The following is an 18345-nucleotide window of genomic DNA, read 5'->3' as shown; positions in this document are numbered from 1 at the left end:
GGCTTCATTGATTGGTTCATTGAATGCTTCAGCGGCGATTATGGCATGAAACGGGGTTTTAGCTTGAGAGAGTTTTCTATCCCGCTATACTGGCAAACTAATTAACAGGCAAACGATTTTGGCCTCAAAAACGGGCGGTAAGGTCCGGCCGGCGATTGATGCCGGTACCTCCATGACACAGGCAAGACTTAATGCGACTCGATAAATTTATCTCTCAGCAACTGGACGTAAGTCGTGCCATTGCTGGCCGTGAAATCCGCGCTCAACGTATCACTATCGACGGTGAAATTGTGCGTGACGCCTCTTTCAAACTGCGCCCTGAACACCAGGTTGAGTTTGACGGCAATCCGCTGAACCAGCAAAACGGCCCACGCTATTTTATGCTCAACAAGCCGCAGGGATATGTGTGCTCAACGGAAGACCCCGATCACCCAACCGTGCTTTATTTCCTCGATGTACCCGTCGCCTATAAGTTACACGCTGCAGGACGCCTGGATATCGACACCACCGGCCTGGTGCTGATGACCGATGACGGCCAGTGGTCGCACCGCATCACCTCGCCGCGTCACCACTGCGAGAAAACCTATCTGGTCACCTTGGAATCCCCGGTTTCCGATGACACGGCAGAGCAATTTACGCAGGGCGTTCAGCTACATAATGAAAAAGACCTGACAAAGCCCGCTACCCTTGAAGTGATCACTCCGACCGAAGTGCGCCTGACCATCAGCGAAGGGCGCTACCACCAGGTCAAGCGTATGTTTGCGGCGGTGGGGAATCGCGTGATTGGTCTGCACCGCGAGCGTATCGGCGGCATCCGACTGGATGACGATCTGGAACCGGGCGAATACCGTCTGTTAACCGCAGAAGAAATTGCCAGCGTCGGCATGCCAAAAAGCTAAATTCGGGAGTTACCGTTGAGTATCAAGCAGAACTCGTCAGTCGGTATCGTGGTGATTCTTGGCCTGCTGGCCATGTTAATGCCGCTGTCGATTGATATGTACCTGCCGGCGCTGCCGGTTATCGCCTCTGAATTTGGTGTGCCTGCGGGCAGCGCGCAAATGACGCTAAGTACTTACATACTTGGCTTTGCCATCGGCCAGCTATTCTACGGCCCGATGGCTGACAGCATTGGGCGCAAGCCGGTGGTGCTGGGTGGTACGCTGGTGTTTGCCGCCGCGGCGATTGCCTGCGCGCTCTCCCAGACAATCGACCATCTGATCTTCATGCGCTTCCTGCACGGTTTGTCCGCAGCGGCGGCGAGCGTGGTGATCAACGCCTTAATGCGCGATATCTATCCGAAAGAAGAGTTCTCCCGCATGATGTCGTTCGTCATGCTGATCACCACCATTGCTCCGCTGGTCGCGCCTATGGTGGGCGGTGCGGTGCTGGTGTGGTTCAGCTGGCACGCTATTTTCTGGATCCTGGCTATCGCAGCGCTGCTGGCTTCGGCGATGATTTTCTTCCTCATCCACGAAACCCTGCCCGCTGAACATCGCCAGAAATTCCATCTGCGCACCACAATCGGCAACTTCGCCACGCTGTTCCGCCACAAGCGCGTGCTGAGCTATATGCTGGCGAGTGGCTTCAGCTTTGCGGGGATGTTCTCGTTTTTAAGCGCCGGGCCGTTCGTTTACATTGAGCTTAACCACGTAGCGCCGCAGCACTTTGGCTACTACTTCGCGATTAATATCGTCTTCCTGTTTGTCATGACGATGATTAACAGTCGGTTCGTACGTCGCGTCGGCGCGCTCGCAATGTTCCGAACGGGGCTATATGTGCAGTTCGCAATGGCCATCTGGTTGGTTATCAGTACGCAGTTTGACTTCGGGTTCTGGGCGCTGGTGCTGGGCGTTGCGGCATTTGTCGGCTGTGTGTCGATGGTGTCGTCTAATGCGATGGCGGTCATTCTTGACGAGTTTCCCCATATGGCGGGTACGGCATCGTCGCTGGCCGGGACATTTCGTTTTGGCATTGGCGCATTCACCGGAGCGCTACTCTCTGTCGCAACATTCAGCACCGCGTGGCCAATGATCTGGTCCATTGCCGTCTGCGCCACCTGCTCAATCCTTTTCTATCTCTACGCAAGCCGTCCCCGTAATAAAACATCGGCATAATCTGAAAGGGGCATAACGTATGCCCCTTTGTTAATCCAAATCAACAAAATTTCCCCTCACAGGCCTACAATTTGTTTATGGAATGTAAACACTGCTGCAACAAAAAGTCACAGCATTGTAGTTAAAAAGGTTGAGTTAGATCCCAGAAAGCGTTACATATAGCGCCGAAACGCGTGCGCTGGCGCACAAAAAAGCGTCTGGAAGTTAAAAATAAACAAAAAACTACAGCGGATGTAAGCGGTTTACAGGTTGTTTACACTCATTTTAGCAACAATGTGTTAACCTTTATGTAAATTATTTGAGCAATATATTGTATGAGTTTTCCCGGGGACACGATTTTGAATACGTTACAGCTTTCTATCATTCATCGCTTACCGCAGAGTTATCGCTGGTCGGCGGGTTTTGCAGGTTCGAAAGTTGAACCGATTCCGCAAAATGCTCAGCAGGCCGAAAACTGTCTCATTGGCCTGAAATTACTTAGCGAAGATGGCGAAGAGGCGTGGCCTATCATGCACAAACTTAGCCAGGCGTTAAGCGATATCGAAGTCGCCTGCTCGGTGGTTGAATGTGAAGGTGAACCCTGCCTGTTTGTGGATCGTCAGGATGAACCTGCAGCAACCTGCCGACTTAAAAACTTCGGTGTCGCCATTGCAGAATCTTTCTCCAGCACTAATCCGTTTTGACGCCGCGGCTTCAGGCCAGCGTCAGTAGCTGGCGGGTGTACTCTGCCTGCGGCGCGGCAAAGACCTTCTGACACTCTCCCTGCTCGACCACTTCTCCCTGCCGAAGCACGATCACCTGATGACACAGCGATTTCACTACCTTCAAATCATGGCTGATGAAGATATACGCCAGCTGATGCTTTTCCTGTAATGATTTAAGCAGCGCCAGAATTTGCGCCTGGACGGATCTGTCCAGTGACGAGGTGGGTTCATCGAGAACGATCAGCTGGGGCTGCAGGATCAGTGCCCGGGCGATGGCGATCCGCTGCCGCTGGCCGCCTGAAAACTCCGCCGGGTAACGGTGGCGGGATTCGGGATCCAGACCTACTTCCGCCATTGCCGCAACAACCCGTTTCTCGCGTTCGACCGCGCTGAGATCCGGGTGATGAACGCGCAGCCCTTCCTCAATAATTTGCAGCACATCCAGACGTGGGTTTAGCGCTGAATTCGGATCCTGAAATACCACCTGAATACGGTGGCGCAGCGGCAGGAGCTTTTTGCGGTTAAGTTCATGCAGAGGATGGCCGTCAAACCAGATGGTGCCGCTGGAGTGGATCAGCCGCAGCAGCGCCAGGCCGGTAGTACTTTTCCCCGATCCGGATTCCCCAACCAGACCGATGCACTCGCCTGGTCTCAGCGTAAAACTCAGTCCTTTAATGCCGTAATGATAGCCGACCGTTTTCTTTAGCAGACCGCGGCGGATGGGGAAGGCGACTTCCAGAGACTCAACTTTTAATAATGGCGGCAGATTTGCATCCAGAGGCCACGGCTCGCCGCTGGGTTCCGCTGCCAGCAGCTGTTGCGTATAAGCATGCTGCGGTGACTGGAGCAGGGCAGCGGCGTTATTCTGTTCCACGCACTTACCGTTGCGCATCACAGCGATAGTATCCGCGAGCTGCCTGACGATGCTGAGGTTGTGAGTGATAAAAAGCAGGCCCATATTTAGCTCCTGCTTCAGCTCTTTCAGCAGCTGTAATATTTGCGCCTGAACGGTGACGTCCAGCGCGGTCGTTGGCTCGTCGGCAATCAGCAGCTCCGGGCGCGTCAGCAGCGCCATGGCAATCATGACGCGCTGGCGCTCGCCGCCGGAGAGCTGATGAGGAAAATCTTTCAGTCGAGAGGCCGCATGACGGATACCCACCCGGTCCAGACAGGTCAGCATTTCCGCCCTGGCAGCTTCACGACGCATGCCCCGGTGTAACGACAGCACTTCATAGAGCTGTTTTTCGATGCTGTGCAGCGGGTTAAGCGACACCATCGGCTCCTGAAAAATCATCGCGATTTTATTTCCGCGAATTCCCCGCAGCGTGCGTTCCGGTGCCTTTAACAGCTCCTGTCCTTTAAAACAGATTTCACCGTCGGGGTAGACTGCGGGGGGCGAGGGGAGCAGGCGCAGCACGGAAAGCGCCGTCACGCTTTTGCCCGAACCGGATTCACCCACCAGCGCCAGCGTCTCTCCGGCCTCTATTTGCAGGGAAAGATCGTCAACCACCAGACGGGTTTCCGTCCCCTGGCAGAAGGCGATGGAGAGGTTATTAATGGAAAGCAGTGGGGAAGTCATGTCAGCGCGCCTTACTCGGGTCAAAGGCGTCACGCACCGCTTCGCCAATAAAAATCAATAACGTTAACAGGATAGACAGATACACAAAGGCGGTAATGCCCAGCCACGGAGCCTGCAGGTTATTTTTGCCCTGCAGTAACAGTTCGCCCAGCGACGGCGAGCCCATCGGCAGACCGAAGCCCAGGAAATCCAGCGACGTCAGCGTGGTTATCGAGCCGCAGAGGATAAACGGTAAAAAAGTCAGGGTGGCGACCATGGCGTTCGGCAGCATGTGGCGGGTGATGATTGCCCCGTCGCTGACCCCCATCGCCTGGGCGGCACGAATATAGTCAAAATTACGGGTGCGCAGGAATTCAGCGCGCACGACGCCCACAAGGCTCATCCAGCCGAACAGCACCGTGATGCCCAGCAGCCACCAGAAGCTGGGCTGGACCACGCTCGACAGCAGGATGATAAGAAACAGAGTCGGCATGCCCGACCACACTTCGATAAAGCGCTGCCCCCAAAGGTCGACCCGCCCGCCGTAATAGCCCTGTACCGCCCCGGCCAGCACGCCAATCACGCTTGAGAAGAGCGTCAGCATCAGGCCAAACAAGATGGAGATTCGCGTGCCGTACAGCAGCCGCGCCAGCACGTCGCCGCCGTTTGCATCGGTACCCAGCCAGTTTTGAGCGCTCGGTGGGGAGGGGAAGGGAACGGGAGTGGCATAGTTAATAGCGTTCGCGCCAAAGCGAATCGGAGCCCAAAGCGTCCAGCCATCCCGGCTCAGATGTCCGGCAAGCCACGGATCCTGATAATCCGCCGCAGTTGCCAGCGGCCCGCCAAAGTCGCTTTCGCTGTAATTAACCAACGCCGGGAAATAGAAACGATCCTGATAGTGTACAAACAAAGGGCGATCGTTGGCCACCAGCTCGGAGCAGAGGCTCAGGACAAACAGAATGGCGAAGATCCACAGCGACCAGTAGCCGCGGCGGTTCTGGCGAAACCGCGCCCAGCGAGCCTGATTAATCAGGCTTAAACGGCTCATCCTCGCCCCTCAAAATCGATACGCGGGTCAACAAAGGTATAGGTGATATCGCTGAGGATATTCAGCAGCAGGCCAATCAGCGTAAAGATATAGAGCGTGCCGAACATCACCGGATAGTCCCGGGAAATAGTGGAGTCATAGCCCAGCAGGCCGAGCCCGTTTAACGAGAAGATCACCTCGATAAGCACCGAGCCGGTGAAAAACATGCTGATAAACGTGGCCGGAAATCCGGCGATCACCAGCAGCATGGCGTTACGGAAAACGTGGCGATAAAGGATTTTTTTCTCATCCAGCCCTTTGGCCCGCGCGGTGACCACGTACTGTTTGCGGATCTCGTCCAGAAACGAGTTTTTGGTCAGCATCGTTAACGTGGCGAATCCACCTACAACGGTAGCCAGCACCGGCAGGGTGATATGCCACAGATAATCAGTAATTTTTCCATACCACGGCAGGGTATCGAAATTGGTAGAAACAAGCCCGCGCAGCGGGAACCAGTCCAGATAGCTGCCGCCCGCGAACAGCACAATCAGCAGAATGGCGAACAAGAATGCCGGGATAGCATAACCGATGATGATTAAGGTGCTGCTCCAGACGTCGAAGTGGCTGCCGTTGCTGATGGCCTTGCGAATGCCCAGCGGAATCGACACCAGATAGATAATCAGCGTGCTCCACAGGCCGAGGGATATCGACACCGGCAGGCTCTCTTTGATGAGGTGCAGCACTGAAGCGCTGCGGAACAGGCTATCGCCAAAATCAAAGCGTACGTAGTCCCCGAGCATTTTGAAATAGCGCTCGTGCAGCGGTTTATCGAAGCCGTAGCGATGGGTAATTTCCGCGATGACCTCCGGGTCCAGCCCGCGTGCGCCGCGGTACTGGTTATCCGTGGCGTTCGCCACCCCCACCCTGGCGTGACCGCTGCCCATAGCGTCCGTGCTGACGCCGGGAATACCGGAGCCGTGGCCGAACTGAATCGCGGCTATCGCCTGATCCACCGGGCCGCCCGGTGCAATCTGCACGATAAAAAAGTTGATGGTGATAATCGCCCACAGGGTGGGGACGATCAGCAGCAGCCGTCTTAAAAGATAATTTCCCACGATACCCCTCAGCGCCGCTGTGCCGGCAGCTGCGCGGCCTTGTTGACGTCATACCACCAGGTATCGAATCCCGAAGTGTAGAGCGGGTGAACTGCCGGTTTAGAGAATTTGTTCCACCAGGCGAAACGGTCGGCGGTCATGTACCACATCGGGATCATATAGAAGTTCCATGTCAGCACGCGATCCAGGGCCCTGCCCAACGGCAGCAGCTTTTTCTTGTCACCCTGATTGGCGATGATCTCCCCGACAAGCCTGTCGATTATCGGATTTTTCACGCCCGGCGCGTTGTATGTTGAATCCACATATTCAGAAGCCCAGGAGATCTGCACGTCGGCGCTCGGGTAGGGCATGGCGCTGTAGAGCGTCGGCATCATGTCGTAATCCCTGTTGCGCAGGCGGTTGGTAAGCTGGGAGTTATCTACCTGGCGAATCTCCATTGTTATCCCGAGCCGCTCAAGATTGTGCTGGAACGGTAATACCCATTGGGTGTTGCCCGTCGTACCAATTAAAAGTTCAAAGTTGAACGGTTTGCCGGTTTTGGTATTGACCAGCGTCTGGTTTTTTAGCTCCCAGCCCGTCTCCTTTAACAGATTCAGCGCTTTCAGCAGGTTTCCGCGATCGAAACCGTCCCCTTTGGATTTGGGAGGGGTATAGATGGTCGTGAACACCTCAGGAGGCAGATCTTTTTTCATCGGGGCAAGCAGGGTCAGCTCGTCGGCGTCCGGGTAGCCGCGCGCCGCATACTCCGTATTCTGGAAGTAGCTGTCGGCGCGGCTGTAGGCACCGTAAAACAGCGCCTTATTCATCCATTCAAAATCGAAGGCCAGGCTAACGGCTTCGCGCACCTTACGGTCAGCAAACAACGGGCGCTGGATATTAAACGCCAGCCAGCGCGCGTCCTGGGCGGCATCGTTTTTCACTTCTTCTTTCACGATAAAATGACTGAAGAAATTTTTGCCGATATAGCGGGTGGCCCAGTTCTTTGCTGAACTCTCGGCGCGAAAATCAAAGGCCCCGGCCTTGAACGCCTCAAAGGCGACGTTATCGTCAAGGTAGTAATCGTAGCGAATGGAGTCGAAGTTCCAGCGCCCACGGTTAACCGGCAGATTCGCCGCCCAGTAGTCTTTCACCCGCGAATAGGTGATGTACTGGCCCATACGCCAGGCGGTGATTTTATAGGGGCCGCTGGCAAGCGGTGGTCTCGGAAGCGGGTCGCTCAGCTTATGATTTTTCCAGAATTTTTCCGGAAAAACAGGAAGGGAAAACAGGCCGAGCATCCGCTCTTTGCTCGGCTGAGCCAGCTCAATACGAACCGTCAGCGGGGCGATGGCTTTCACCTTTGCCCCTTTGTAGATGAGTCGAAACTGCGGCACCCCTTCGGTCATAAATTTAGTAAAGGTGAAGGCAACGTCTTTGGCGGTAATGGGTGAGCCGTCGTGAAAGCGGGCGAGAGGATTAATTTCGATTTCGGCCCAGGCAAAATTGTCCGGATAGCGCGCCATCTCGCCGACCAACGGGTAGTAGCTGCCCGGCTCGTCGTCCGAGGTGGTGAACAGGGAGTCATAAAGCGTCTCTGTACGGACGCCCGGATTGCCGCGCAGCGCGTAGCGGTTGAAGTTATCAAAGGTGCCAATTGCCGACAGCGTAATGTTTCCGCCTTTAGGGGCAGCCGGGTTCACGTAATCGAAATGGGTGAAGTTAATGGCATACTTTGGCTCACCGAGCACGGCAAAGGAGTAGCTCTCTTTGATGTTCTCCGCCAGGCTCTGGGCGGCAAACAGGCTGAGGCAAAGTAACAGGACGGCGCGCGCAAACATCAATCTGGTCAATCCTTTTAACACCATGATGCTAAATCATAAGTTAGACGGCGCGGATTGTGAAATTAATGCGCGTTTTTCAGCAATGGGTGGTCGTGTCCGGCCTGATGCCAGCTGATGAGCTGCTGTAACGTTAGCGGTCGGCTGAAGTAATAGCCCTGCAGGTAATTCACGCCCCGGTCGATTAGCCATTTGGCCTGTTCCGGCGTTTCGACGCCTTCTGCCACTGTTGCCATATTCAGGCGTCTGGCCAGCGTCAGCACTGCGTCCAACACCGGCGCGGTGACCGTCTCCATGCCGATAGAGTTAACAAACCCACGGTCAATTTTCAGATAGTCAAGGGTGAAGCGTTCCAGATAGATCAGCGCGCTATGCCCGGTGCCGAAGTCATCCACCGCCAGCTCAAAGCCCTGCTCGTGCAGCCAGGCGAAAATCCCCATCGCCTCTTTTTCCTTCAGCATATCGCGCTCGGTGATTTCAAAAACGATCTGGAAGTGGTGCGGCGGCAGCGAGGCGGCAAAATTAAGAATGTCTTCTTTAAATGACGGGGCGTGAAGATGGCTCGGAGCGAGATTGATGCCCAGCTTTGCGCCCGGCGGACAGATGTTTTGCAGTTCCTGCGCATCCCGCGCAACGAGCGCAAAGAGATGGCGGGTCAGCGGGACGATAAGCTGCTGGGCTTCGGCAAAGGCGATAAAGGCATCTGGTGGGATCATCCCGGCGGTTGGGTGCTGCCAGCGCATCAGCGCCTCGATGCCCTGCATCTCTAATCCTTTAGCATCAACAACCGGCTGATAGACCACGTGGAACTGCTCGCGTTTGATGCCCATCAGGATCTCTTTTCCCGGCCGCATACGGACGGAGAGGAAATAGCCGCACATCACGCCGCTCAGCAGACCAAAAATCAGCCCCGCCAGAAGGGAGAGCTGGATATCTGCCAACGGCCAGGCGGTGCCGTAGATATAGATGCTGAGCGGATAGTCTTTCAGGCTGGCGATACGGGTAGGATCCTGGGGAAGCGAAGCGGTGGACTGCACCTCCGGAGAGAGGGTGGAGAGCGCTTTGTCCCCTATCACTATCGCCATCGACATGACCTGGCTCTGACGTGCCGTAAACAGCAGGTAAGGGGTCAGGTTAACGTTCAGCGTGGTGAATACACCGCGCCCCTCGACGACCGGATTGCGAAACCAGGCCGCAATGGTCGGTTTTCCCGGCATCATCGGTGTGCCGCTCATGATCGACAGGTCGATTTTTTTATTTAAATCGATGTCGGGCACCAGCGCTTTCATCGCCATACTCATTGATCCGGTGGCGGACGAACAATAGGCGATACCGTTATTAATCAGCAGAAACGCGCGTACGTTGACGTTGAAGGCAGCCCTTGAGGTGAGTTCGCCGGTGACCAGCCTGCAGTCAGCGACGGTCAGCGGCTGAATGCCCTCTGCGGTAGCCGAAAGGTCGTGAAAGAAACTTCTTAGGTAGCCTCGAATGTCCTTTGCCAGCACGTCGTAGCTGGCCTCGCGCTTGTTATGCAGAACAAGGCTGGTTATCCCGCCGAAGAGCAAAGCGCTCAATAGGGCAAATAAAATGCTGAAGGAAGTAATTTGCCGTGGGCTGGAAAAATAGCGCACAAAAATTTTTTTTGAAGGCATGGTGAAATGTTCCTGCTGACGCAAGAGACGCATGGTTTATATGAGATTTTTTCTGACTATAGCGCAAAAGCCACCGGTGAGTCATATAGTTTCGCCAGGAAACCATAGTTTTTGTGCATGAAAGGAGGGGGCTCAGGAGAGGAACATAAAAGGGGGCTGGAAATAAAACGCTGCCGGGGCAGCGTTTTATTTGTTTATCTCGTCTCGTCAGGCAGCCAAGGGGTTTAACTGCGAGAACAACTAGCTACGGCTTAAGACACGACGCGCTTCGTTATAGCGCTTATTCCAGTAGGGCTCGTCCATGTTAGAGATCATTACACCGCTGCTGGTGGAAGCATGAACAAACTGGTTATTCCCAATATAAATGCCAACGTGACGGCCCGTAGAGCCTGCACGGAACAGCACTAAATCGCCGGTGCGAAGTTTGCTGCGCGACACGGATTTCCCCATGTCCTGCTGTTCAGAAGTTGAACGTGGCAACTCTACACCGAACTGGTCACGGAAAGTTCGCTGCACAAAAGCGGAACAGTCGATGCCTTTTTTGGTGCTGCCACCCAGGCGGTAACGCACACCTTTCCAGCTGGCATATTGATCCATGAGACGTGATTTCACATCAACATTACGGACCATCTCTTCGAATTCATCCTGAGAGGCTTGCAGTAAAAAACCATTTTTATTGCTGACTGCATGCGTCTCAGAATGCATATTTGCGGTGTTAGTGGAACTACATGCTGACAGCATTACTGCCACAGCAACGGCGGGGATAGCCCGCAAGATATATCTCAAGATAGGCTGAGATTTGACCATTTTGTTTATTATCCCTTGATGTCCTTAACGATACGAATCGTTATACAAAATTACCAACGTGACGAGACTAATTAGCTGTGCGCTTTGAAACAATTACTACTGAACAGAAATGTGGCTTGACGCACATTTTAATTCACAAGGGAATAATTGGGTTGCCAGCGCAAAACGTATTGAAGATTACCCCATTGAATCAGGCATGGCGAGTGCTTTTGCCACTTTTTTTATAAGAAATTGTGATGTTATAAGAAGAAAATTCAATTTGCATAAATGTTAGCCAGATGTGCCGTTAAAATGCGCAGATTCTTCATTTCACAGGGGAAAGAGAAAGGTTAAATAATACTCAAAAAGGTGGGGGGAAAGAAAACTATCAGGGATGCTTTAGGGATCCCTGATAGTTTGCGTTATGTCATGTTTGATTTATGTTACGCAATTGTTTTATTTTTGCCGGGAAGATAGCGGTCGAGGAGGTTTATTAACCCATCGCTGAGTGGGGTTAATAGCGCCCAGGGCAGGCCAATCAGCGCGATTGAAAGCGACCCAACATACACATCGGTAAACCAGTGTGCGCCGATCATTATGCGCGGCGAGGCAAAAACAAAGAAAATAAGCAGCGCAATAAAGAACGCTTTTTGACCAAAATAACGCAGGACGAAGCCGGTAAAAATAAGCAGCATTAAACCGTGATCGCCGGGGAAACTATCTTTCGAGGCATCTTTAGTCGGGAAATGCAGCAGTTCGCTCACCCGGTGAATATCCGGAAAATAGAGCGTGGGGCTGACGTGCGATACCGGGATCAGGTGGCCTAACTGATTAATGACCACAGCGCACAGCAGCAGCACGACGCCCATTATTACCAGGCGACGACGCCCATATGGGGTCTCATGCCACCAGAGCCAGGAGAACAGCGCGCCCATCGCCAGCAGGGAGATACCGTCGAAGACGCGGTTGTTAGTAATGGCCAGTAGCACAACGTAAGCGTGGCTCTTAACCAACCCATTATTAAAGAAATGGAAAATTCTGGCGTCCAGGCTAAACCAGAATCCGTGGTTTTCAGGCAGGTACCAGCTAAAGAACAGCGCCAGGCCTAGTGCGTTGAGCAATAAAATGAGGGGTAAGCGTATTTTCATCATGCGTTTTTTCAAAATCTTATATCGACTCGGGAGGGTAGACTCACGAACTTAAACGTAGCCTTAACAGCGTGGTTTGCAAGGCGTTCCAGTCCGTATCCTTATCATTTATTAATTCGATACGGCTGTCGGGGGGCGAAACGTTTTGCGTTTCAATATGTAGATCTTCACCCTGGCGATTGATGCGTACCAGTCCCTCGGCAATGCGCAGTACGCCTTTTACACGGCTGACCGGTGCCAGACGGGCCCATTCCATAATACCTACGGTATCGAAAACGGTCTCTTCATCAAAAATCCAACCGCAGGCTACATATCCCTGACCGCTATTAATGCTGCGTCTCCAGCGCTGGTGGCCGGGCAGATTCAGCGCAGCCAGACCACAGCTGGCCGCGTGAGTATGGCTATGCTCCGGGCTGTCAGGAAGTTCCCGCAGGTTCTGGCGAGGATTATCCAGCAGGTTGATATCAATCCGGCCATTTTGTGCGGGGATAATTTCGCGCCCGTTAGCAAACTCTTTCCGCCAGCGGGACAGTGCCAGTTGGCTCTCGTCGCAGGCCCGATCGCTTTTGTTGGCGATGATAATATCCGCGGCGGCAAGCTGGTCACGGAAGTTGTCATTATTAATGCTGCGCTCGTCGAGCAGCTGGCGCGCATCCAGCAGGCAGAGCGTCGCCCGCAGGTCAATCCAGGGCTGGTAAACCTCGGCGGTCAGCATATCAATAATCTGTTTTGGATGGCCCAGGCCGGTTGGCTCAATGAGCAGACGATCCGGTTTACCCTGGCGCAGCAGCGTATTAAGCCCAACCTGCATAGGCAGCCCGTTCACGCAGCACATGCAGCCGCCGGGGATCTCCTTAAGCAGCGCGCCGCTATCGGCAAGCAGCGCGCCATCTATGCCTACCTCGCCAAACTCATTGACCAACACGGCCCATTTTTCTTCAGCGGGCTTATGGGCCAGCAGATGCAGGATGGTGGTGGTTTTCCCGCTGCCGAGAAAACCGGTTATCAGATTGGTTTTGGTCACAGTCGCTCCGGCGGAGTAAAATTCAGTCCGTATCCTGAACAACATTGGCAAAAAATAGAAGTATAAAAACGGCCTGCGGCGGAACAGGGCCGTTTTAACGACACGGATCGTTAATTACAGCAGGTCCGCTACCGCCTGTTTTGCGCCGTTAATACGCAGTTTTTCCCAGGCGGCACTCACGCTTTGCACAAAGTGTTCGTCTTTAGGAAGATCGTTACCAAAGATTTCACTCAGGCTCAGCAGGGCGGCAACCCGTTCATTTTCTGAACTTTGCTCTACCAGACCTTTGATCTTCTGCGCCAGCGGGTCACGGATATCAATGGCGTTACCGGAATCATCCACGCCGCTGACGTAGCGCATCCAGCCCGCAATTGCTAAAGCCAGACAGGGCCACTCATCGCCGTTTTGCAGATGCCAGCGTACGCTTTCCAGCATACGCTGCGGAAGCTTCTGGCTGCCGTCCATGGCGATTTGCCAGGTGCGGTGCTGCAGGGCGGGGTTAGCGAAGCGCTCAAGAAGGCTGCAGGCATACTGCCCGAGGTCAATGCCTTTGACGCGCAGGGTGGGAGCCTGCTCATGCATCATCAGCTGATGGGCGGCACGTTTGAAATGCTCATCAGCCATGCACTCATTAATATGCTGGTAGCCCGCCAGATACCCAAGGTACGCCAGGAACGAGTGGCTGCCGTTGAGCATGCGCAGCTTCATCTGCTCCCAGGGCATCACGTCGTCTACCATCTCCACGCCAGCCACTTCCCAGTCCGGGCGTCCGGCAATGAAATTATCTTCAATTACCCACTGGATAAACGGCTCGCCTGAAATCGCGCAGGGATCTTCCACGCCCAGTGCGTCCGTAATTTCCTGCAAAGACTCTGCCGTCGCGGCAGGCACGATGCGGTCAACCATCGTGCTCGGGAAGGTTACGAATTCGCGTACCCAGTCGGCCAGCGGCTGGCTGCGCTTTTCCGCCATGCCGATGACGGCGTTTCGTACCACATGACCGTTGTCCGGGATGTTATCGCAGGAGAGAACGGTAAACGGAGGCAGGCCGCGCTCACGGCGGCGGTTAAGGGCTTCCACCAGAATGCCGGGGGCAGAGTGAGGTTCAGCAGGATTTTGCAGGTCGTGCATGATGCGTTCGTTAGCGGCGTCCAGCTTGCCCGTGGCCGGATCGATGCAGTAGCCCTTTTCCGTCACGGTCAGCGAGACAATAGCGACCTGCGGCTCGCAGAATTTTTCAATAATTGCTTCCATGCCGTCGAGCTTTGCATTCAGGCATTCTTTAACCGCGCCGACAATAATTGCCCGGTTACCTTCTGGCCCTTTCTCCAGCACGGTATAGAGGTGATCCTGCGCACGCAGGGCGCTCATCAGCTTATCGCCGCTAAACAGGCTGATCTCGCAGATCCCCCAGTCACCGCCCTGAGCGTTAAGAACCCGGTCGGTAAGCAGCGCCTGGTGCGCCCGGTGAAACGCGCCGAAGCCGAAATGGACGATGCGGGTTTTGAGGGCCCGGCGATCGTAGCCCGGCTGCCCGACGCCTTCGGGCAGGGTGACGGAAGCAATTGTATTCATAAATGCAAATCCTGATTAACGTAATGATAACAATTTCAGTGTAAAGTTATATGACAGCAAATTAAATTGGTGTGCTGCCTTTATCCCTTTAATGTGAGCTTGATCAACCAATGTGGTGCTGTAAATTGACGATTTGCCGCTTTGCGGTATGGTAGTCGTCATACAAAACGACTTGAATTGGTATGACATCTTTTAACTGAGGAACTGGCAATGGAACAAACCTGGCGTTGGTATGGCCCGAAAGACCCTGTATCACTGGACGACGTGCGCCAGGCGGGCGCAACCGGCGTGGTCACCGCTTTGCACCACATCCCAAACGGCGAAGTGTGGCCGGTGGCGGAAATAAAGCAGCGTCAGGCTGAGCTTGCGGCAAAAGGGCTGACCTGGTCCGTGGTGGAAAGCATTCCTGTTCACGAAGAGATAAAGACCCACAGCGGCGACTATGACAAACATATCGCCAGCTATCAGCAGAGCATCCGCAACCTTGCTGAATGCGGCATTGATACCGTCTGCTACAACTTTATGCCTATTCTGGACTGGACGCGTACCGACCTGGAATATGAGCTGCCGGACGGCTCCCGAGCGCTGCGTTTTGACCAGATTGCCTTCGCGGCGTTTGAGCTGCACATCCTGAAGCGCAAAGGCGCCGAGGCAGACTACAGCGAAGAAGAGCAGCGCCAGGCGCAGGACTACTTCAATAACATGTCCGAAGCCGAAATTGAGAAGCTGACCCGCAACATCATCGCGGGGCTGCCGGGAGCGGAAGAGGGCTACACGCTGGCTCAGTTCCGCGCCCGCCTTGCAGAATACGACGGTATTAACAAAGAGCAGCTGCGTGAAAACATGGCTTATTTCCTGCGCGCTATTGTAGCCGTGGCTGATGAAGTGGGCGTACGCCTGGCCGTGCATCCGGACGATCCGCCGCGCCCGATTCTCGGCCTGCCGCGCATTGTCTCTACCATCGAAGATATGCAGTGGCTGAAAGAGACCGTAGACAGCATCAACAATGGCTTTACCATGTGTACCGGCTCCTACGGCGTGCGTGCGGATAACGACCTGGTCCGCATGATAGAAACATTCGGCGACCGCATTCACTTCACCCATCTGCGCGCCACCTGCCGTGAAGATAACCCAAAAACCTTCCATGAAGGCGCGCACCTGCAGGGCGATGTGGATATGGTTGCGGTAGTGAAGGCGATTCTGACGGAGGAGCAGCGCCGTAAGGCGAGCGGTGATTTACGCCCGATTCCGATGCGCCCCGATCACGGCCACCAGATGCTGGACGATCTGCACAAGAAAACCAACCCGGGCTATTCGGCGATTGGCCGCCTGAAAGGGCTGGCAGAGGTGCGCGGCGTAGAGCTGGCGCTGAAGCAGATTATGTTCCCGGACCTGCTGAAATAAGCTCAACGCAGATATAAAAAACGCGCCAGAGGGCGCGTTTTTTTTGGTTGCAGGTCGGATAAACCTGCACTATCCAACATTTAACTAATTAGTCAGCACGGCCCATAGAGCGCTTCTCAGCGATATGAATGCGGATCTTCTCGCCGGTCACCATGTATTCCGGCACCTGAATCACCAGGCCGGTGGACATAGTGGCGGGCTTGGTGCGGGAGCTTGCTGACGCGCCTTTGATGCCAGGGGCGGTTTCAACGATTTCCAGATCCACGGTCTGCGGCAGCTCCAGCGCCAGCAGCTGGCCGTCCCAGGTCAGCACCTGCATGTCAGGCATGCCGCCTTCCGGGATGAACTGCAGCTCATCTTCGATCTGGTCTTTGGTGAAGATGTACGGCGTGTAATCTTCTTTATCCATGAACACGTATTCGTTGCCGTCGATATAAGAGAAATCAACGAAACGACGGGTCAGGGTAATGGTATCGACGATATCGTCACCTTTGAAACGCTCTTCCACCTTCTGCCCGGTACGGACGTCGGAAAAACGCATCTTATAAAGGGTAGCCGCGCCGCGTGCGCTCGGTGACTGGATATCGATATCTTTAACAATCAGCAGCTTGCCGTTGTGGTTAAGGACCATACCCTTTTTGATTTCGTTAGCTCTTGCCATCGGTGTTTCCTGTAAAATTTGAGAGGCGAAAATATTGCGACAAATTACTCGCGAGGGGCAGTTCAGGCAAGCGGATTTCATCGCTGCTGAGACAAAGTATAAATGTGCGTAGTAAAGGCGGAGCGGGGCTGCTACAGTCCGCTCACTTAGCCAGCCCACCGGAGTATTGCTGATGGACTGTCGTCCTGATTGCGGCGCCTGCTGCACCGCACCTTCCGTATCCAGCCCGATACCCGGCATGCCCAACGGCAAACCGGCAAATACTCCCTGCGCTCAGCTCGGCGACGATATGCGCTGCAAAATCTTTCTTTCGCCGCTGAGGCCAAAGGTTTGCGCGAGCCTGCAGGCCTGCCGCGAAATGTGCGGCACGACGCGGGCGCAGGCGATGGATTATCTTATCTGGCTTGAGGCCGCAACGGCCCCCTAAACGTCTTTAATGCGCAGCAGGCAGTAAGCCGTAATGACCACCATGCCCAGCGCAATAAAGAACACGGTGTGATAGCTCCAGATTTCAGCCACCACCCCGGCCATGGAGCCGGCGATTATCCAGCCCACGCGCGTGGTGTTGGTATACAGCGTAGTGGCCGCACCCGCCTGTCCCGGCATCAAATCCTGGAAGTAGAGCATGCCAATCCCCGCCAGAATGCCGATGAAAATCGCGTTCAGCAGCTGTAGCGCCAGCAGCAGCATCTCGTTGTGCAGCGTCAGCATGCCGATATAGAACAGCAGGCCCGCGACCAGCGAGATACGCATCAGGAAGCGTTTACCAAAGCGTTTTGCGTAGTAGCCCGCAATCAGCATGGTGGGGATTTCAAGGCCCGCCGCCGTTCCCATCATCACCCCCGCCAGCTTCTCCGGCAGATGCAGCTCGTTAATGATATAGAGCGGCATATTAATGATGTACAGGCTGTTGCAGCCCCACATCATGGTGCAGGCCACGAACAGCAGCAGCGCGTCGCGGCGGTTGCGGCGTGGGGCTTCCAGCTTGCCGGTAGCGGCAACGGGCGCTTTACGCATCGATGGCAGAAATAGCCAGACCATCAGGCTGCAGACCACAAAGGCAAAGGCGGCGCTCAGGTACATGGTCGTAAAGCCAAAACCCAGCGACAGCGCGTAGGCGACTGGCGGGCCGATAACCCAGGCCAGGGAAACCTGCGCGCGTAAAATCGAGCTGAACATCACGGCTTCGCGGCCGGTGCGGTCCGCGTGCTCCCGGGCCAGGGCGAACATCTGGGGGTTCGCGGTAGAGCCGAAGCTGCTCAGGAACACCCCAACGAACAGCAAAACAAAGTAGTTGCGGTTCCATGCAAACAGCAGGCAGGCCAGTGCGCCGAGCAGGCAGCAGACAAAAATCAGCGCCTTGCGATCCCCTTTACGGTCGGAACGTCCCGCCAGGAACTGGCTGACCAGAATGCCGATAACCGCGCTGCCGGTAAAAAAGAAGCCAACCAGCGCCGGACGGACGTGGACCTCCGTCGTCAGAAACAGGCTCAGGGTAGGCGTTTGCAGCGCGCCTGCAATGCCGGTTAAAAAAGCTACAATCAAGAAGGCGGATGACGTCAGATCGAGGGGCTTGCGGGCCGCGGCCACTGGGGTGTTTTGCATGGGGTCAGGGTCGTTGATGAATTAACGCGCGGAGTTTACGCGCCTTGTGAGCGAATAAACAGCGCTTCAAATCAAAAGGGACACAAAAAGTCAAAACGGCGTTCTGATTAAGTTTGGCTAAAGCTGAAGTTTGCTGAAGCTTAAAAGAAGCCGGG

General features: G+C 54.6%; 16 protein-coding genes. 5 read left to right on the top strand and 11 right to left on the bottom strand.

Annotation, left to right across the window (positions count from 1 at the left end):
* The first annotated feature begins 191 nt into the window (after positions 1–191).
* The 3 genes from rsuA to ACA108_15220 all read left to right on the top strand — a co-directional run bounded on the left by rsuA (position 192) and on the right by ACA108_15220 (position 2797).
* Positions 192–899, top strand: a complete 708-nt coding sequence (gene rsuA / locus ACA108_15230; protein ID XEX94723.1) for a 16S rRNA pseudouridine(516) synthase RsuA — start codon at positions 192–194, stop codon at positions 897–899.
* Positions 900–914: 15 nt separating this feature from the next.
* Positions 915–2114: a Bcr/CflA family multidrug efflux MFS transporter gene (locus ACA108_15225; GenBank protein XEX94722.1), complete on the top strand. Its 1200-nt coding sequence runs from the start codon at positions 915–917 to the stop codon at positions 2112–2114.
* A 338-nt stretch (positions 2115–2452) separates the two neighbouring features.
* Complete coding sequence (locus ACA108_15220) at positions 2453–2797, top strand: YejG family protein (GenBank protein ID XEX94721.1); 345 nt, start codon at positions 2453–2455, stop codon at positions 2795–2797.
* Between the two features lie 10 nt (positions 2798–2807).
* On the opposite strand, the gene yejF is transcribed toward ACA108_15220, so the two are convergent.
* The 9 genes from yejF to ACA108_15175 all read right to left on the bottom strand — a co-directional run bounded on the left by yejF (position 2808) and on the right by ACA108_15175 (position 14520).
* Entirely contained in the window at positions 2808–4397 is a 1590-nt protein-coding gene (gene yejF, locus ACA108_15215; GenBank protein XEX94720.1) for a microcin C ABC transporter ATP-binding protein YejF, read from the bottom strand.
* A gap of 1 nt (position 4398) precedes the next feature.
* Positions 4399–5424: a microcin C ABC transporter permease gene (locus ACA108_15210; GenBank protein XEX94719.1), complete on the bottom strand. Its 1026-nt coding sequence runs from the start codon at positions 5422–5424 to the stop codon at positions 4399–4401.
* The gene (locus ACA108_15205; protein XEX94718.1) at positions 5421–6518 is read right to left on the bottom strand and encodes a microcin C ABC transporter permease YejB; all 1098 of its coding nucleotides are present in this window, start codon (positions 6516–6518) and stop codon (positions 5421–5423) included. Before ACA108_15205 ends, ACA108_15210 begins: the two co-directional genes overlap by 4 nt.
* Before the next feature lie 8 nt (positions 6519–6526).
* Entirely contained in the window at positions 6527–8335 is a 1809-nt protein-coding gene (locus tag ACA108_15200; protein XEX94717.1) for an extracellular solute-binding protein, read from the bottom strand.
* 65 nt (positions 8336–8400) lie between these two features.
* Positions 8401–9987: a cyclic di-GMP phosphodiesterase gene (locus ACA108_15195; protein XEX94716.1), complete on the bottom strand. Its 1587-nt coding sequence runs from the start codon at positions 9985–9987 to the stop codon at positions 8401–8403.
* A 240-nt stretch (positions 9988–10227) separates the two neighbouring features.
* Positions 10228–10794, bottom strand: coding sequence for a bifunctional murein DD-endopeptidase/murein LD-carboxypeptidase (gene mepS, locus ACA108_15190; protein XEX94715.1), 567 nt, complete (start codon positions 10792–10794; stop codon positions 10228–10230).
* Positions 10795–11216: 422 nt separating this feature from the next.
* Positions 11217–11921 carry a phosphatase PAP2 family protein gene (locus tag ACA108_15185; GenBank protein XEX98126.1) on the bottom strand — a complete coding sequence of 235 codons (705 nt, stop codon included), beginning with the start codon at positions 11919–11921 and terminating at the stop codon, positions 11217–11219.
* Positions 11922–11964: 43 nt separating this feature from the next.
* The gene (locus ACA108_15180) at positions 11965–12945 is read right to left on the bottom strand and encodes a GTP-binding protein (protein ID XEX94714.1); all 981 of its coding nucleotides are present in this window, start codon (positions 12943–12945) and stop codon (positions 11965–11967) included.
* A gap of 114 nt (positions 12946–13059) precedes the next feature.
* Positions 13060–14520 (bottom strand): mannitol dehydrogenase family protein, encoded by a 1461-nt coding sequence (locus ACA108_15175; GenBank protein ID XEX94713.1) that lies wholly within the window; start codon positions 14518–14520, stop codon positions 13060–13062.
* Between the two features lie 210 nt (positions 14521–14730).
* Between ACA108_15175 and uxuA the strand changes: the two genes are divergently transcribed.
* Entirely contained in the window at positions 14731–15924 is a 1194-nt protein-coding gene (uxuA, locus tag ACA108_15170) for a mannonate dehydratase (protein XEX94712.1), read from the top strand.
* Between the two features lie 88 nt (positions 15925–16012).
* Here uxuA and yeiP read toward each other — a convergent pair whose 3' ends face one another.
* Entirely contained in the window at positions 16013–16585 is a 573-nt protein-coding gene (yeiP, locus tag ACA108_15165; GenBank protein ID XEX94711.1) for an elongation factor P-like protein YeiP, read from the bottom strand.
* 172 nt (positions 16586–16757) lie between these two features.
* Here yeiP and ACA108_15160 point away from each other — a divergent pair, with 172 nt between their 5' ends.
* Complete coding sequence (locus tag ACA108_15160) at positions 16758–17012, top strand: YkgJ family cysteine cluster protein (GenBank protein ID XEX94710.1); 255 nt, start codon at positions 16758–16760, stop codon at positions 17010–17012.
* Here the strand turns inward: ACA108_15160 and setB are convergent.
* A complete protein-coding gene (setB, locus tag ACA108_15155) occupies positions 17009–18190 on the bottom strand; it encodes a sugar efflux transporter SetB (protein ID XEX94709.1) in 1182 nt (393 codons plus the stop codon). The two genes, ACA108_15160 and setB, sit on opposite strands and share 4 nt — an antisense overlap.
* Positions 18191–18345: the final 155 nt, after the last annotated feature.

Source organism: Dryocola sp. LX212 (assembly GCA_041504365.1).
In the GTDB taxonomy this organism is placed as follows: domain Bacteria; phylum Pseudomonadota; class Gammaproteobacteria; order Enterobacterales; family Enterobacteriaceae; genus Dryocola.
Note: the sequence above shows the minus strand (reverse complement) of the source record. Positions and strands in the feature narration are given on the sequence as shown.